Here is a 16038-nt window from a genome sequence, read left to right as displayed (position 1 = left end):
AGACCCAACTCCAAACGATGCGCCTGATTGCCATTTTCCTGACCGCTTTGCTGATACTGGTCCAGTACCCACTGTGGCTAGGCAAGGGCGGCTGGCTGCGCGTGTGGGACATGGATCAGCAAGTGCATGCTGCCCATGACAAGGTCGACGAACTGAAAGCCCGCAATGCCAAGCTGGATTCAGAAGTACATGATTTGAAAGAAGGTACCGGTGCGGTCGAAGAACGGGCGCGTACCGAGCTGGGCATGATCAAGCAAAACGAGATCTTCATACAGATTCTCGATCCGAACGGCAATCCGGCAGATGCGCCGGCTCCGCCAAATGCGGCATTAGCGGCGATAGAAAAGACAGTCGCAGTCGCTGTACCAACCGAAACGAACAAGAAATCAGAGCCCTGATTTCCTGCGTCTTTAGTATCACTTATGTCACTTATATCGCTGCGTTTAATGCTTGCTGCTGCCCGTAGGCAGCAACGCTTCAACCGGCGCCGCGCTGGCAAACAGGTGCGCGCAGTCGACTTTGTCGAATTCATAATGTTTGCCGCAGAAATCGCAATCCACCGCCAGCTTGCCTAAATCGGCGAGGGCTTCCTCGATCTCCGGCTGACCCAGCATTTTCAACATGTTGCCGACTTTCTCGCGCGAGCAATTGCATTGGAAGCTAGGTTGCTGCGGTTCGAAAACACGGATGGTTTCTTCCCAGAACAGGCGGCGCAGCAGCGTCTGGATGTCGGTTGCCAGCATTTCTTCAGGACGTAAAGTACCGCCCAGCGCCAGGAAGCGATTCCATGTTTCCAGGTCATCGCTGACTGGCACGTCGATGCCGCCGTGATTCGGCAATTTCTGCAGCAGCAAACCGCGTGCAACTTTGCTGTCAGCTGCCAGCCACAGCCTGGTATCGAGCTGTTCCGAGCGCAGCATATAGTTTTCGATGACAGTGGCGACACTCTCGCCATCCAGCGGTACTATGCCTTGATAAGCTTTTTGGCCGGGCATTTTATCCTGCGGGTCCAGCGTGATTGCAAAACGCCCCTGGCCATTCAGGTTAAGCAGCTGAGACATGGTGGCGTCGGGGTCGATCACTGCATCGGGAGCGAGCTTTGCCGTGGCGCGCATCCGCAATTGCGAATCGCATTCAACCACCAGCAGCCGGATCGGGCCGTCGCCATAAATTTGCATGACGATGACGCCATTGAATTTCAAATTGGCGGAGAGCAGCGCTGCCGCAGCCATCATCTCACCCAGCAAAGTCGTGACTGGCGCCGGATACTGGTGGTGTGCCAGCGTTTGCTGCCAGGTGGCAGACAGCTGCACCAGTTCGCCACGCACGGCAGCATTCTCAACCATGAATTTCTGAAGAGAGTCGCTATCGCCGTGTATTTCGCCGGCATCCATCATTTTTGTTACGTCCATATTTTTTTTCCGCTAATTTGTTGCTGCTAATTTTTTACCGATTTATTGCTTGATTGGCAACCGCTTATCCGATTTGCTTCAGGCCCGTTTTGTACTCCAGCCCGCGTGCTATGTAGTGCGTCGCATTGCCGGCCAGCGCGGCAATATCTTGCTCGCTCAGGGTTCGTACTGCCTTGGCCGGCGAGCCGATAATCAGCGAGTTGTCCGGGAATTCCTTGCCTTCGGTGACCAGCGCACCGGCGCCGACCAGGCAATTCTTGCCGATCTTGGCGCCATTCAGGATGACGGCCTGGATTCCGATCAATGCGCCATCGCCAATAGTGCATCCGTGCAACATTGCCTGGTGGCCAACGGTGACGTTCTTGCCTAGTGTCAGCGGAAAACCCATGTCGGTGTGCAGTGTGCTGCTTTCCTGCACGTTACTGCCCTGGCCGACCGTAATCAATTCATTGTCGCCACGGATCGTGACGCCGAACCAGATGCTGGCGTCGGCTTCGATCCTGACCTTGCCGATCAGATTGGCCGACGGCGCTATATATGCTGAAGGGTCGATGTCGGGGGCATGTTCGCCCAATTGGTAGATGGCCATAAATCTCCGTAGAATGCTGGTTGCCGGGCATGCCGGATGCCCTTTTGCTGGATGCTTATTTAATGTTTGTAGATATGTCCGAAGTGCGATTTTTCAACAGTAGCGTCATTTTACCGCTGTCAACATGAACCATTCTCCCTTTCTCGCAAAGCCAGGCGAGCCAGACGAACTTGAGTTGCGTGCCGCAGCCCTGCATTGGCTCTGCGAGGCAAATGTCGCAGCCAAGGTTGCCGGGGTCGATGCGATGGCAGTAAGCTGGAAAAATGTCGAAATGATACTGGACAGGCAACGCAGCTTAAGCGCAACCTTAAGCATACCCGGGCGCCCGCAACTGCCGGCGCTGGTCCCGCCGCGCGAAGTCAAGCATCGATCCATGGCTTCGGTGGAAGGGCGTGCCGCCATGATTCATGCGCTGGCGCACATCGAATTCAATGCCATCAACCTGGCGCTGGACGCTATCTGGCGTTTCACCGGGATGCCGGAAGATTATTACGTCGACTGGCTGCGTGTCGCCAGGGAAGAAGCTTATCACTTCAGCTTGTTGGCAAGTCACTTGCAGGCGCTGGGGTTTGCCTATGGCGATTTTTCGGCACACAACAGTTTGTGGGAACTGACTGAGAAAACCAGCCATGACATCCTGGCCAGGATGGCGCTGGTGCCGCGCATGATGGAAGCGCGCGGCCTGGACGCCTCACCGCGCACCCGCGCCAAGCTGGCGCAGGCCGGCGACGAGGATGCGGCGGCAATCATCGACATTATCCTGCGCGACGAGATCGGCCATGTGGCGATCGGCAACCGCTGGTATGGCTGGCTGTGCGAGGCGCGCCAGTTGGAGCCGCTGGCAACCTTTGCCGCCTTGGCGCTGCAGTACAAGGCGCCGATACTGCGCGGGCCGTTCAATCTGGAAGCGAGGAGGGCTGCTGGATTTTCCGAGCCGGAATTACTTGCCTTGCTAGCAGAAACAAAGCCGCTCTAAGCGAGTGCCCACCCTATATCGGCTTTGGATAGTTTAGTGATACCACTTGTGTTTGCCGGCGGGTTTCACGATTTCCGCCATATTCACCAGCATGGTGCCGGCGATACGGTCATGCAGGAATTGCCGTTGCGGATCGAGATAGATAGTCATGGCCCAAAGCACGAAATTCGCCGCCGGGATCAACACCAGCATCCATGCATGCGCGCCCAGCGCCCAGGACAGCGCCAGTCCGGGCAGGAACCAGCACCAGCTGAGCAGGAAGCGAAGGGCGGCACGGCCGGCCCTGACCGCACTGCCGTCGCGGTTGACCAGCTGGATGCGCCAGGTTTTCATGGCCAGCGTTTGCCCGCCATGACTCCAGCACCAGACGAAATACAGGGTGAGTACGATAAATAGCCAGGCTTGTTGCCCGTGACGCAGGTAAAGCGCGTTGCGCTGCTGCAGCAAGGTGGAAAAAATCCATCCCGAAATAAACAGGATGCCAAACAGCAGCATGGCTTCATACATGATGCTGCCGAAGCGGCGTTTCAGCGATGGCGTCTGCTGTTGGCGGGCAAGCTGGTCGGTTGCGGCAGGATTCAAAATGTTTATTTCGTGGCTGGCGCCGGCGCTACCGGCGCAGTCGCTGGTCCCGAAGCGGGCGCCGGTGTGACTACCGCAGTCTGGTCCTGGCTCGCAGGGGCTGCCAGCTTGGCTGGCGCTGCCGGTTTGGATTTGTTGAGCGTGGCAGGCGGCAAGGTAGTTACCCGTTTGTGGCGCGGCGTTGCCTGTTCCGCCAGCTCTGCCTTTTGTTGCTCCGACAATTGCTGATACTGCTGCCAGCGCAGCGCTCTTTGCTCGGTATCGAGCTTGTTGGCACGAGCGTAATTTTCACGGGCGATACGGCGCTGCTCGGGAGTCAATGTTACCCAGCCGCGCATCCTGGCCTGCAATCTTTCCTGCTCGGCCGGCGTCATGCTGGCGTAGCGGCCGCTGATTTCCAGCCACTTCTTCCTGGTAGCCGGTTTTAATTTATCCCAGTCGGGGGCGAGCGGCTCCAGGACATGTTTCTGGACGGCGCTCAGTTCACTCCAGGTAGGAGCGGCGCTATCGACCACCTTGGTCATTTTAGGCGGGTTGGCAGGGACTTCCTTGAAGCTGGCGGCAGTCGGGCGGCCGGCGGCCTGGGTCGGCGCAACCGGGCCGAGTACTGCCAGTACGGCGCCACCGGTCACCAGCAACGCACATGCGGCGCCGATGAAACGCTTGCGGCGGCTGCCTAGCAGGTTGATGGATAGCTTGCGGGCGCTCGGATTGGAGGAAGAGTTTGACGTCATTGTTCTTGCTGCTGGGCGAGGTAGGCGCTAAAACCGCGGTCCAGGTAGGCCGATGGCGGCAATTCGTCCGATAACATGGCGGCATCGATGTCGGCGGCGGCAGTAATCCGATGTTGCTGTTCGTATTGATACAAACCGGACAGCAGCACCACGCCAACCAGAATCGGCGCAGCGACGCCGATCCGCATCAGCCAGGACAGGCGGTCGCCGAAGAAACTGCCGGCGTGGCCAGCCAATACACCTTGACGCGCCAACACGCGGGTCGGTGCATCTTGTTTCTTGCGCGCCATCGCCGCCTTGCGGGCAGCAGCCAGACGGTCAGCGGTAGGAGCTGGCAAATTGTCCAGGTTTTCATTCAGTGCGTGCCGCACCTTGAAGGCGAAATTGATTTCTTTAGTGTTCATAAGCTGATTCCTTTGGCCTTGAGCGATAGCGCCAGAGTGTGCGTTGCGCGAGAGCAGTGCGTTTTTACGCTGCCTTCCGAGCATCCCATTGCGGCCGCGGTCTCGGCAACATCCATGTCCTCCCAATAACGCATCAGGAAGGCTTCTCGTTGACGCGCTGGGAGTTTCTGTACTTCCTCATCGATCATATTGAGAATTTGCTCACGTTCCAGCTTGTTGGCGCTGGATTCGGTCGCTTGCGAATCTTCATCCGACTCGAAGGTTTCCAGGACGTCGTAATCCTCGTCATTGGCATTGTTGTGCCCCATGCTGGAAAACAGGCTGACCCAGGTATTGCGTACCTTTTCCCTGCGGAAATAGTCATGGATGGTGTTTTGCAGGATGCGCTGGAACAGCATCGGCAGTTCGGCCGCCGGTTTGTCGCCGTATTTTTCCGCCAGTTTGATCATGGCGTCCTGAACGATGTCCAAGGCGGATTCGTCCTTGCGGACGGCGTACACCGCCTGCTTGAAAGCCCGGCGTTCTACGTTTTCAAGGAAATCGGAAAGTTCTTTATCTGTGGCCATGCTTCGCGGCGAATTGGGTCATACACTACCTACTGCTAATTCAAGATTCTGTTGCGAGTTGGAATACGATCATACCTGGGGCGGACCCCGGTGTTGACTCGTCTACGCTTGCCGCCCTTGGCCTGCGTCCGGATATGTAATGGCTTCTAACTGCCTGCAATTAATTTCCAGACTGGCCGAATCCTAGCAAAAAAGGGGCGGGTTGTGGGCAAATCTACAGCAAAAGACATGATTTAACTTGGATTTCATGTAATTTGGCTTGACCGGAATGAAACTACGCATTATGGTAGCTATCCACTTCAGAATCCTGAAGTGCAAGCCTTTTCGCTGTCGACCCAAGATGTTGCTCAGTAGAAAGGCATGCTTTACATTTGTAAGCTGTTTGCTCCAACCCGTGCCACAAGCGCGAGAAACAGGCAGCGGTGGAATCAGAATTTTCGGCCGAACGAGTAGCGTTTAGCGCCATTTTGAATCGTATCTACGGCTACGCAACGGAATGACGTGATCGCACAAAAAAGGGACGCCGTGGCACTGGTACGCTGCGCCATTTCGTCAGGAAAGAGCATCCGATCAATTTCCAATGGACCTTGAAAGGATCTAGTCATCATGAACAAAGATACAAATTTGCCTATTACCGGCGCCGAAATTCTCGTGCGCTGCCTGGCAGAAGAGGGTGTCGAACACGTGTTCGGTTATCCCGGTGGCGCAGTGCTGTACATCTACGACGCCATTTTCCAGCAAGAAAAATTCCAGCATATCCTGGTACGTCATGAGCAAGCTGCGATTCACGCAGCCGATGCCTATTCCCGCAGTTCGAACAAGGTTGGCGTGGCTATTGTCACGTCCGGTCCTGGTGTCACCAATGCGGTGACCGGCCTGGCCACGGCCTATATGGACTCGATCCCGATGGTGGTGATTTCGGGTCAGGTGCCGTCTTATGCGATCGGCGAAGATGCGTTCCAGGAGTGCGACACGGTTGGTATTACACGCCCGTGCGTCAAGCACAACTTCCTGGTCAAGGATGTCAAGGATTTGGCATCGACCATCAAGAAGGCGTTCTTTATCGCCAGTACCGGCCGTCCCGGCCCGGTGTTGGTGGATATCCCTAAAGACATCACCATGCACCGCCACGTTTTCGACTATCCGAAGGAAGTCGAAATGCGTTCCTACAAGCCGGTCGACAAGGGTCATTCCGGCCAGATCCGCAAGGCGGTGCAATTATTACTGACAGCCGAACGGCCGATGATCTATGCCGGCGGCGGCGTGATCCTGGCGAATGCTTCGCCTGAGCTGAACAAGCTGGTGGATCGCCTGGGTTACCCATGCACCACCACCTTGATGGGTCTCGGCGGTTACAAGTCGTCCAGCGACAAGTTTGTCGGCATGCCTGGCATGCACGGCACTTACGAAGCCAACATGGCGATGCAGAACAGCGATGTGCTGATCGCGATCGGGGCTCGGTTTGACGATCGCGTGATCGGCAATCCGAAAAATTTCACCTCGGTCTCGCGCAAGATCATCCATATCGACATCGATCCGTCGTCGATTTCCAAGCGCGTCAAGGTTGATATTCCTATCGTCGGCAACGTCAAGGACGTGCTGCAAGAACTGCTGGCGCAACTGGATGCTGCCGAAACGCGGCCAAATGCTCCGGCCCTGTCCAACTGGTGGAAGCAGATCAACGAATGGCGCGGCCGCGACTGCCTCAAGTTTACCGATTCGAAAGAAGTGATCAAGCCGCAGTCCGTGATTCAAAAGGTCTGGCAGATCACCGACGGCGATGCATTCATCACCTCCGATGTCGGCCAGCACCAGATGTGGGCGGCGCAGTATTACGGCTTCGACAAGCCGCGCCGCTGGATCAATTCCGGCGGCCTCGGCACCATGGGTGTCGGCTTGCCGTATGCGATGGGTGTGCAGATGGCCAATCCGGGTTCGACCGTGGCCTGTATCACCGGCGAAGCATCGATCCAGATGTGCATCCAGGAACTGGCTACCTGCAAGCAATATCACCTGACGCCGAAGATCATCCTGCTCAATAACCGTTTCCTCGGCATGGTCCGTCAATGGCAGCAGATCGATTACGGTTCGCGCTATTCCGAGTCCTACATGGATTCGCTGCCGGACTTCACCAAACTGGCCGAGTCGTTCGGTCACGTCGGCATGAAGATTGAAAATCCGGCCGATGTGGACGGTGCACTGAAAGAGGCGTTCGGCATGAAGGATCGCCTGGTATTCATGAATTTCATTACGGATCAAACCGAAAACGTCTGGCCTATGGTCAAGGCGGGCAAGGGCTTGACTGAAATGCTGCTCGGTTCGGAGGATCTGTAATCATGCGACATATCGTTTCTGTATTGCTGGAAAATGAAGCGGGCGCCTTGTCGCGCGTGGTCGGTCTGTTTTCGGCCCGTGGCTACAATATCGAGACATTGACGGTCGCACCGACCGAAGATGCGACCTTGTCACGCATGACCATCGTGACAAGCGGTTCGGATGACGTGATCGAACAGATCACCAAGCACCTGAACCGTCTGATTGAAGTCGTCAAAGTGGTCGACCTGACCGAAGGCGCGCATATCGAACGCGAGCTGATGCTGATCAAGGTGCGCGCGGTCGGCAAGGAACGTGAAGAGATGAAACGCACCGCGGATATTTTCCGTGGCCGCATCATCGACGTCACCGACAAGTCCTATACCCTGGAACTGACAGGCAACAAGGGCAAGCTGGACGCATTCATCGATTCGATCGATCGTGCAGCGATTCTGGAAACTGTCCGTACGGGCGGTTCCGGCATCGGTCGCGGCGAACGCATTCTCAAAGTCTAAGCAAACAATAAGACGGCGCGCTGAAATGTTCAGCGCAATGAACTTAAACATCAAATTACATATATAGGATTAAAAATGAAAGTTTTCTACGACAAAGACAGCGACCTCTCCCTGATCAAAGGCAAGAACGTTGCCATCATCGGTTACGGTTCCCAGGGCCATGCGCACGCGCAAAATCTGAACGATTCCGGTGTCAAGGTGACAGTCGGCCTGCGTAAAGGCGGCGCATCGTGGGACAAGGCGAAGAACGCCGGCCTGAACGTGGCTGAAGTCAACGATGCAGTGAAAGCAGCCGACGTCATCATGATCTTGCTGCCAGATGAAAACATTGCTCAAGTCTACGCAGAAAACGTCGCACCGTTCGCCAAGCAAGGCGCAACGCTGGCGTTTGCCCACGGTTTCAACGTGCATTACGGCCAAGTCGTGCCACGTGCCGACCTCGACGTCATCATGATCGCGCCAAAAGCGCCAGGCCACACAGTCCGTGCGACCTACACTCAAGGTGGCGGCGTGCCGCACCTGATCGCCGTTTATCAAGACAAATCCGGTAGCGCCCGCGATATCGCCTTGTCGTACGCAACCGCCAATGGCGGCGGCCGTGCCGGCATCATCGAAACCAACTTCCGCGAAGAAACTGAAACCGACTTGTTCGGCGAGCAAGCTGTTTTGTGCGGCGGTGCAGTTGAACTGATCAAGGCTGGTTTTGAAACTCTGGTCGAAGCCGGCTACGCGCCGGAAATGGCTTACTTCGAATGCTTGCACGAACTGAAGCTGATCGTTGACCTGATCTATGAAGGCGGCATCGCCAACATGAACTACTCGATCTCCAACAACGCTGAATACGGCGAATATGTCACCGGCCCGCGGATCGTTACAGAAGCTACCAAGGACGCGATGCGTCAGTGCCTGAAGGACATCCAGACCGGTGAATATGCGAAGAGCTTCATCCTGGAAAACAAGGCTGGCGCGCCAACCCTGATTTCCCGTCGCCGTATCACTGCAGAGCACCAAATCGAGCAAGTTGGTGAGCAACTGCGCGGCATGATGCCTTGGATCAAAAAGAACAAGATGGTTGACCAGTCGAAGAACTAATCGGATTTCGATTATCTTCTATCAAAAAGGACGGCATTGCCGTCCTTTTTTCATTTCAAATGCCCACGCGTTATCGATTGACCTGCATCCCTACTTTGTTTAGATTGTGACATCGCCAATCATGGCGACTTTCTTTATTCGTTAGGCAACATGGCAACTAAATCAATCGGTAGTAAATTCGGCAAGCCCGATCGAGGATGGCGGGAGCGTCTTTACACGATTATTTTCGAAGCCGACACCGATGCAGGACGCCGCTTCGATACAGCCTTGCTGATCATCATCGTGCTGAGCGTGGCGACCGTGATTGTCGACAGCGTCGGCACCGTGCGTGCCCGCGATTTCCTCATATTGAATGCGCTTGAGTGGCTGTTCACGGCCTTGTTCACTATCGAGTATGTGGTGCGCCTGTTGTGCGTCAAGCGGCCCTTGCGCTACGCCACCAGCCTGTTCGGCATCATCGACCTGTTATCGATCCTGCCGACCTACCTGGCGATCCTGCTGCCGGAACTCCATTTCCTGATCGACGTGCGTCTGTTACGCATGTTGCGTGTATTCCGCGTCATGAAGCTGCCGCGCTATTTCGACGAGTCGCAGGTTTTGTTGCAGGCGCTGCGTAACAGCCGCCACAAGATCATGGTGTTCCTCGGCGTGGTGCTGATCATGAGCGTGATCCTGGGCACCATCATGTACGTGATCGAAGGGCCGGAAAACGGCTTCACCAGTATTCCGATCGGCATGTACTGGTCGATAGTGACGCTCACCACCACCGGCTACGGCGACATCCATCCGAAAACGCCGATGGGCCAGCTGATCACCTCCTGTGCGATGCTGCTCGGCTACGGCATCATCGCCTTGCCGACCGGGATCGTCGGCGTCGAACTGGCGATGACCATGATGAAGGGCACGCCCACCACCCGTACCTGCACCAATTGCCTTACCGAAGGACATGAGGCGGACTCGCTGTTCTGCAAACACTGCGGCGAACAGTTGCCGCCGTATCAGTATGATGAGGCAGCAGCAGGCACTTCTGCAGCGGCCACACCAGGCAACCTGACGGAAATCAAGGCGCGCATGGGGCGCAATACGCATCGCGACCCGCCAAAAAAATAGAATCGCGAGGATTCCGGCCGGTTTTTTTGTAACCTTGCGTTTGATGCTGACCACAGGCAATATTGTCGTCGAACTAATTTGACACAAACTAATCGAAGGGTGCTCTGTAATTAATCATCTTTGGGGCGCACTTCCGGTAGCGCTCCATTTTTTTCCTGGAGAAGAATATGTCGCGATCACGCAAACTGATGTTGTCATCATTGTTGGCTGCAACCGGGTTTGCAGCCCATGCTGCGCCGGTGCCGACCAGCGGTACCCTGGTGGTAGTTCCCGCCTATGGAGAAGTCAAGCATGCCAACGACCAGGTAAGGATCACTTTCAACGTCGAAGAGCAGGATAAAGACAAGGCGGCAGCAGCTTCCCGCGTCAATCTGAAGATGAAGCAGGGCACCGATATCCTGAAGCGCCAGGATCCGCAAGCGATCCTGCAAACGCGCGGTTATTACACCTATCCGGTATATCCTGAAGACCAGCCGCAGCCGCGCGGCAATGCCAACAAGCCGCGCCAGCCAACCGGTTGGCGCGTTGGCCAGTATCTGGACGCCACCACGACTAACCTGAACAATTTGCCGAAAACGGTAGCTGCGGTGCAAAGCGTGTTGGGTCTCAACGGTTTGTATTTCGGCTTGAGCGATGCCACCAGCAAAAAACTGGATGACCAGCGAATCGCCGCCACCTACCAGAACCTGACCGAGCGGATTGCTTCTATCGCCCGTGCAATGGGTCGCAATGTATCGGATGCCGTGATCGACACAGTAGATTTCGAGGGTTCCGGCAACTATGCCCAGGATTCTGCGCCGGCGCCAAGAGCGATGATGATGAAGGCGGCGTCGATGAGCGACGCGGCTCAGGTCGAGGAGCCTAGTTTCGAGCCGGGCGAAACCACATTGAACATGCGCGTGGTTGGTAAAGTCCGCTTCAAATGAGCCGCCTCGCCGTATTTAGCCTTATCGCGGGTGCTGCGCTGATGTTGGTGCTGGCGGGCTGCAAGCCGTCGGCGCCCCCGCCGCAAATTTTCAAAACCCAGACCGATGCACTGGAAAAGGCAAAAGGGGTAGAGCAGCAGCTGCAGCAAGCTCAGGACAGGGCTAAAGCGGCAGAGGAAGAGCAGCAGAAATAACAGTAGAAATAAGAGACAGCTGAGGCGATCGCCTCAGCTTCTTGTGATATCTTCCTATTTTGTTATTTTATTGAAAACACACCCCTGAATATATCTGAATATATTTACCCAGATCAATAAAATCGAGCGAAAAGCTTGGTCTTTTTATACAATGCCAAGGCGCTGTTTCTTTCGATGAACATCCAGATCCACTGATATCATGCAGGCGGTCTCATATCACCGACTTACCCGGCGACTGGCAGAACTGGCTTTGCGCCCCGAATAAGCGCCATGTGAGCGGCGACTAAGCAATAAAGCAGCAGGTTACATTTATTTCCCGCTCGACTAGAATAGCCACGCTTTCAAATTTCCATCATTTACCAAGATAATCCGGAGTGCAGTTGAATAACTATCCCCATCCTATTATTGCCCGCGAGGGTTGGCCCTTTTTGGGCATCGCCTTTGCAGTTGCGCTGCTGATCACGTTTTTCTCTTTTGCATGGTCGCTGCCATTCTGGATTATTGCATTGTTCGTATTGCAATTCTTTCGCGATCCGGCCCGTGTGATCCCGCAAAATCCGGCTGCAGTACTGTCGCCGGCCGATGGCCGCATCGTGGTGGTTGAAAAAACCATGGATCCCTACGCCAATCGTGAAGCCTTGAAGATCAGCGTTTTCATGAACGTATTCAATGTCCACTCGAATCGTGCGCCGGTCGACGGCAAGATTGAGAAAGTACAGTATTTTCCCGGCAAATTCGTCAATGCGGATCTGGACAAGGCATCGATCGAGAATGAGCGCAACGCCCTGGTCATTACTGCCGCCAACGGCCAGACCGTGACTTGCGTCCAGGTAGCCGGCCTGATTGCGCGCCGCATCCTGTGCTACGTCAAGGTGGCTGATGTGCTGGCGCGTGGTCAACGCTACGGCTTTATCCGCTTTGGTTCACGCGTCGACGTGTATCTGCCGCTGACGGCGACACCTAAGGTTGCAGTAGGCGACAAGGTATCCGCCACAGAGACTATCCTGGCCGAATTTTAAGTAATGCTGAGTGTTGTTAGTATTTTGAGTCGATTGAAACGGAACTTACATGGCCACATTCAAGCGTCGTAAAGCGAAGAGTAACGGCGGACAGTTCCCCAAGGCGCTGCGCCCGAACAAGAACGCCGAGCGCAACGCGTATCTCGATGACGACGATGCGCACCCGCCAGTCCGGCGCCGGCGCGGCATTTATCTGCTGCCGAATGCATTCACCACGGCAGCGCTGTTCTGCGGCTTTTACGCGATCGTGATGGCGATGAACCTGCGTTTCGATCAAGCCTCGATTGCCATCTTCGTGGCAATGGTGCTGGATAGCCTGGATGGCCGGGTAGCACGCCTGACCAATACCCAAAGCGAATTTGGCGCCCAGTACGACAGTTTATCAGACATGGTGTCGTTTGGCGCTGCACCGGCGCTGGTGGTGTACGAGTGGTCTTTGCGCGGCATGGGTAAATTGGGCTGGCTGGCGGCCTTTGTGTATTGCGCCGGCGGCGCTTTGCGCCTGGCGCGCTTCAATACCAATATTGCGGTGGTCGACAAGCGGTATTTCCAAGGTTTGCCGAGCCCGGCGGCAGCAGCCCTGGTGGCCGGCTTTGTCTGGCTGATGGACGATCTCGGTTTTCGCGGCGCATCCTTAAGCTGGGCGGCATGGGCGATTACCTTGTACGCCGGTTTGACCATGGTCACCAATGTTCCTTTCTACAGCTTTAAAGATATCAATCTGCGCAAGCCGATGCCGTTCATTGCGGCATTCCTGGTAGTGCTGGCGCTGGTGGCGATTTTCAGCGATCCGTCGAAAGTATTGTTCGGGTTGTTCGTGTTGTACGGCCTGTCGGGTTTCGGCGTGTATTTCTGGCGCTGGTTCAAAGGCGCGCCGGTGAGTATCGTGCAGACGGAACTCGAGCACGACGATAAGGACTAAGGTAATGCCTGTGAAATATTAGTAAGGTTAAATGTTGTTAAACCTCAAATTGCAAGCAGCACGGTAGCAAGGCAAGTGGCATCATCCTTTTTCAACTATTACTGGAGAAAAAAATGGGTTTACTTTCTTTTTTTAAGGACGCTGGCGAAAAGCTCCTGGGACATAAACCAGCGGAAGTTGCTGCTGCTCCTAACGTCGAAGAATTGCAAAATGCTGCGGCGGATGCGATTAAAACCTACGTCGGTACGCAAGGTATCGACACCAGTGGCTTGACGATTGCCTTTGATGCAGCTTCGTCAACGGTTACTGCCAGCGGCGAGGCGCCGGACCAGGCAACCCGGGAAAAAATCATTTTGTGCTGCGGCAACGTCAAAGACGTCGCCGGCGTAAACGATGATCTCACCGTTGCCGAGGCTGCAGACGAATCGCAGTGGTATACCGTGGTCAGCGGCGATAATTTGTCGAAGATTTCCAAACAATACTATGGCGATCCTAATAAATACCAGTCAATTTTCGAAGCCAACCAGCCGATGCTGAAGAGCGTTGACTTGATTTATCCGGGGCAGATGCTGCGCATTCCGCCGTTAGCCTGATCGACTGGTACTGAACATAGCCGCCCGGTTTGCCCCGGGCGGCTTTTTTTACGACCGGCATTTTGTGATTTTTATACCGGAATCTGTCAAAGTCTTTAAAATTGATGGTTTACAAGACCAATCAGGAGCACAGCATGGCCGCCAACTCGCCCGAAAAACTGATCATATTCGACACCACCTTGCGCGATGGCGAACAATCGCCCGGCGCCTCGATGACCAAGGATGAAAAAATCCGTATCGCCAAGCAACTGGAGCGGATGAAAGTGGATGTGATCGAAGCCGGGTTTGCTGCGGCTTCCCCAGGCGATTTCGAGGCGATCAAGGCGATCGCCGGCATCATCAAGGATTCCACTGTCTGTTCCTTGTCACGCGCCAACGACAAGGATATTGCGCGCGCTGCGGAAGCCCTGCAGCCGGCCGAGCGCAAGCGTATCCATACTTTCCTGGCGACTTCGCCGCTGCACATGGAAAAGAAGCTGCGCATGACGCCGGACCAGGTGTTCGAACAGGCCAAGCAGGCGGTGCGCTTTGCCCGCAAATTTACTGATGATGTTGAATTCAGCCCGGAAGATGGTAGCCGCTCGGATATGGATTTCCTGTGCCGGGTACTGGAAGCGGTGATTGCGGAAGGCGCTACCACTATCAACTTCGCCGACACTGTCGGTTACGGTGTGCCGGAACTGTACGGTCAAATGCTGAAGACGCTGCGTGAACGGATTCCGAATTCGGACAAGGCGATCTGGTCGGTTCACTGCCATAACGATCTGGGCATGGCGGTGGCCAATTCACTGGCGGGCGTGATGATTGGCGGTGCGCGCCAGGTTGAATGCACCATTAACGGTTTGGGTGAACGGGCTGGTAATACTGCGTTGGAAGAGATCGTCATGGCGGTCAGGACCCGGCGCGATTACTTTAATCTGGATATCGGTATAGATACTACGCAGATCGTGCCGGCTTCCAAGCTGGTGTCGCAGATTACCGGTTTTGCGGTGCAGCCGAATAAATCGGTGGTTGGCGCTAATGCCTTTGCGCATGCTTCGGGGATTCATCAGGATGGCGTGCTGAAGGCGCGCGATACCTATGAAATCATGCGTGCTGAGGATGTGGGCTGGAGTGCCAACAAGATCGTGCTGGGTAAATTGTCTGGGCGTAATGCGTTCAAGCAGCGGTTGGAGGAGCTTGGCATTGCGTTGGAATCGGAGACGGAAGTTAACGCTGCTTTTGCGCGGTTCAAGGAGTTGGCGGATCGTAAGTCGGAGATTTTCGATGAGGATATTATTGCGCTGGTGTCTGATGAGCAGCAGTCGCATGGTAAGGAGCACTATCGGTTTGTGTCGTTGTCGCAGCATTCGGAGACTGGCGAAAAGCCTAGTGCCAAGGTGGTGTTTTCGATAGACGATAAGGAGTCTACTTGCGAGGCTGAGGGTAATGGGCCGGTGGATGCTATCGTCAATGCGATTGAAACGAAAGTTGCCAGTGGCGCGGAGTTATTGTTGTTCTCGGTGAATGCGATTACTACCGGTACGCAGTCACAGGGTGAGGTAACGATGCGTTTATCGAAAGCCGGTCGCATAGTCAACGGTGTCGGCGCCGATCTGGATATCGTGGTTGCTTCGGCCAAAGCCTATTTGTCAGCCCTCAATAAATTGCATTCCAAGTCCGAAAAGCTAAACCCGCAGCTGTAATAGTTAAATAGGGTCAGAGTCAACTTTCGCAGGCTCTATCGCGAAACTTGACTCTGAGGTAGCCCGGGTTTGATGGACATCCCAAATAGGGGACAATATGTCCTCGAGAGGATCCCATGAAAGCAAAGCTACCTTCCCCGTTACCAACGACTAAGTCTGTCGCCCCTGAACAGCCAAAGCGCGCCACGTTTACAAAGGCCTTCAAGCTTCTGGCTGTCGAGCGCATGCGACAAGGCGAGAAGAGTCCAACTGAACTAGCCCTGGAGTTGGGGATTCGCCGAAATCAGCTCTATAAATGGGCCAAGGCATTGGATGAACGTGGCCAGGCTGCCAGTTTCAATGGCGCTGGCCGGTTGCCGAAAGAACAGGAAAGCGAAGTAGTTCAGCTACGCCGTGAACTAGCGCG

General features: G+C 55.1%; 19 protein-coding genes. 13 read left to right on the top strand and 6 right to left on the bottom strand.

The window, feature by feature from the left end; all coding sequences use genetic code 11:
- The first annotated feature begins 17 nt into the window (after positions 1 to 17).
- Complete coding sequence (gene ftsB / locus BM205_RS05710; RefSeq protein ID WP_092413415.1) at positions 18 to 398, top strand: cell division protein FtsB; 381 nt, start codon at positions 18 to 20, stop codon at positions 396 to 398.
- 45 nt (positions 399 to 443) lie between these two features.
- On the opposite strand, the gene hslO is transcribed toward ftsB, so the two are convergent.
- Both hslO and BM205_RS05700 read right to left on the bottom strand, forming a co-directional pair.
- Positions 444 to 1412 (bottom strand): Hsp33 family molecular chaperone HslO, encoded by a 969-nt coding sequence (hslO, locus tag BM205_RS05705; protein WP_092413413.1) that lies wholly within the window; start codon positions 1410 to 1412, stop codon positions 444 to 446.
- A gap of 64 nt (positions 1413 to 1476) precedes the next feature.
- The gene (locus BM205_RS05700) at positions 1477 to 2001 is read right to left on the bottom strand and encodes a gamma carbonic anhydrase family protein (RefSeq protein ID WP_092413411.1); all 525 of its coding nucleotides are present in this window, start codon (positions 1999 to 2001) and stop codon (positions 1477 to 1479) included.
- Between the two features lie 124 nt (positions 2002 to 2125).
- Between BM205_RS05700 and BM205_RS05695 the strand changes: the two genes are divergently transcribed.
- Positions 2126 to 2977 (top strand): ferritin-like domain-containing protein, encoded by an 852-nt coding sequence (locus BM205_RS05695; RefSeq protein ID WP_092413409.1) that lies wholly within the window; start codon positions 2126 to 2128, stop codon positions 2975 to 2977.
- 33 nt (positions 2978 to 3010) lie between these two features.
- On the opposite strand, the gene BM205_RS05690 is transcribed toward BM205_RS05695, so the two are convergent.
- The 4 genes from BM205_RS05690 to BM205_RS05675 are packed head-to-tail and all read right to left on the bottom strand — an operon-like array spanning position 3011 to position 5263.
- Positions 3011 to 3559: an RDD family protein gene (locus tag BM205_RS05690; protein ID WP_092413407.1), complete on the bottom strand. Its 549-nt coding sequence runs from the start codon at positions 3557 to 3559 to the stop codon at positions 3011 to 3013.
- A gap of 5 nt (positions 3560 to 3564) precedes the next feature.
- Positions 3565 to 4293, bottom strand: a complete 729-nt coding sequence (locus tag BM205_RS05685; protein WP_092413405.1) for a DUF3106 domain-containing protein — start codon at positions 4291 to 4293, stop codon at positions 3565 to 3567.
- Positions 4290 to 4697 carry a DUF3619 family protein gene (locus BM205_RS05680; protein ID WP_092413404.1) on the bottom strand — a complete coding sequence of 136 codons (408 nt, stop codon included), beginning with the start codon at positions 4695 to 4697 and terminating at the stop codon, positions 4290 to 4292. The genes BM205_RS05685 and BM205_RS05680 overlap by 4 nt, the downstream gene beginning before the upstream one ends.
- Positions 4694 to 5263, bottom strand: coding sequence for an RNA polymerase sigma factor (locus BM205_RS05675; RefSeq protein ID WP_092413402.1), 570 nt, complete (start codon positions 5261 to 5263; stop codon positions 4694 to 4696). Before BM205_RS05675 ends, BM205_RS05680 begins: the two co-directional genes overlap by 4 nt.
- A gap of 606 nt (positions 5264 to 5869) precedes the next feature.
- Between BM205_RS05675 and BM205_RS05670 the strand changes: the two genes are divergently transcribed.
- From BM205_RS05670 to BM205_RS05620, 11 genes are all read left to right on the top strand, one after another.
- A complete protein-coding gene (locus tag BM205_RS05670; protein ID WP_092413400.1) occupies positions 5870 to 7597 on the top strand; it encodes an acetolactate synthase 3 catalytic subunit in 1728 nt (575 codons plus the stop codon).
- Positions 7598 to 7599: 2 nt separating this feature from the next.
- Positions 7600 to 8091 carry an acetolactate synthase small subunit gene (gene ilvN, locus BM205_RS05665; RefSeq protein WP_014005248.1) on the top strand — a complete coding sequence of 164 codons (492 nt, stop codon included), beginning with the start codon at positions 7600 to 7602 and terminating at the stop codon, positions 8089 to 8091.
- 75 nt (positions 8092 to 8166) lie between these two features.
- Positions 8167 to 9183, top strand: coding sequence for a ketol-acid reductoisomerase (gene ilvC, locus BM205_RS05660; RefSeq protein ID WP_038491226.1), 1017 nt, complete (start codon positions 8167 to 8169; stop codon positions 9181 to 9183).
- A 150-nt stretch (positions 9184 to 9333) separates the two neighbouring features.
- Positions 9334 to 10293, top strand: a complete 960-nt coding sequence (locus tag BM205_RS05655; RefSeq protein WP_092413398.1) for an ion transporter — start codon at positions 9334 to 9336, stop codon at positions 10291 to 10293.
- A gap of 167 nt (positions 10294 to 10460) precedes the next feature.
- On the top strand, positions 10461 to 11219 hold the full coding sequence (locus tag BM205_RS05650; RefSeq protein WP_092413396.1) for an SIMPL domain-containing protein: 759 nt from the start codon (positions 10461 to 10463) through the stop codon (positions 11217 to 11219).
- Entirely contained in the window at positions 11216 to 11413 is a 198-nt protein-coding gene (locus BM205_RS05645; RefSeq protein WP_092413394.1) for a hypothetical protein, read from the top strand. The genes BM205_RS05650 and BM205_RS05645 overlap by 4 nt, the downstream gene beginning before the upstream one ends.
- Positions 11414 to 11787: 374 nt before the next feature.
- A complete protein-coding gene (locus tag BM205_RS05640; RefSeq protein ID WP_092413392.1) occupies positions 11788 to 12432 on the top strand; it encodes a phosphatidylserine decarboxylase in 645 nt (214 codons plus the stop codon).
- Between the two features lie 49 nt (positions 12433 to 12481).
- Positions 12482 to 13354, top strand: a complete 873-nt coding sequence (gene pssA, locus BM205_RS05635; RefSeq protein WP_092413390.1) for a CDP-diacylglycerol--serine O-phosphatidyltransferase — start codon at positions 12482 to 12484, stop codon at positions 13352 to 13354.
- Between the two features lie 113 nt (positions 13355 to 13467).
- Positions 13468 to 13947: a peptidoglycan-binding protein LysM gene (gene lysM / locus BM205_RS05630; protein WP_092413388.1), complete on the top strand. Its 480-nt coding sequence runs from the start codon at positions 13468 to 13470 to the stop codon at positions 13945 to 13947.
- Positions 13948 to 14081: 134 nt separating this feature from the next.
- Positions 14082 to 15632: a 2-isopropylmalate synthase gene (locus BM205_RS05625; protein WP_092413784.1), complete on the top strand. Its 1551-nt coding sequence runs from the start codon at positions 14082 to 14084 to the stop codon at positions 15630 to 15632.
- A gap of 116 nt (positions 15633 to 15748) precedes the next feature.
- Positions 15749 to 16038 (top strand): transposase (locus tag BM205_RS05620; RefSeq protein ID WP_139227217.1); only part of this gene is annotated, 290 nt, incomplete at its 3' end.

This window comes from Collimonas sp. OK307 (genome assembly GCF_900113705.1).
Lineage (GTDB): Bacteria > Pseudomonadota > Gammaproteobacteria > Burkholderiales > Burkholderiaceae_D > Collimonas.
This window is presented reverse-complemented; position numbering and strand designations above follow the sequence as displayed.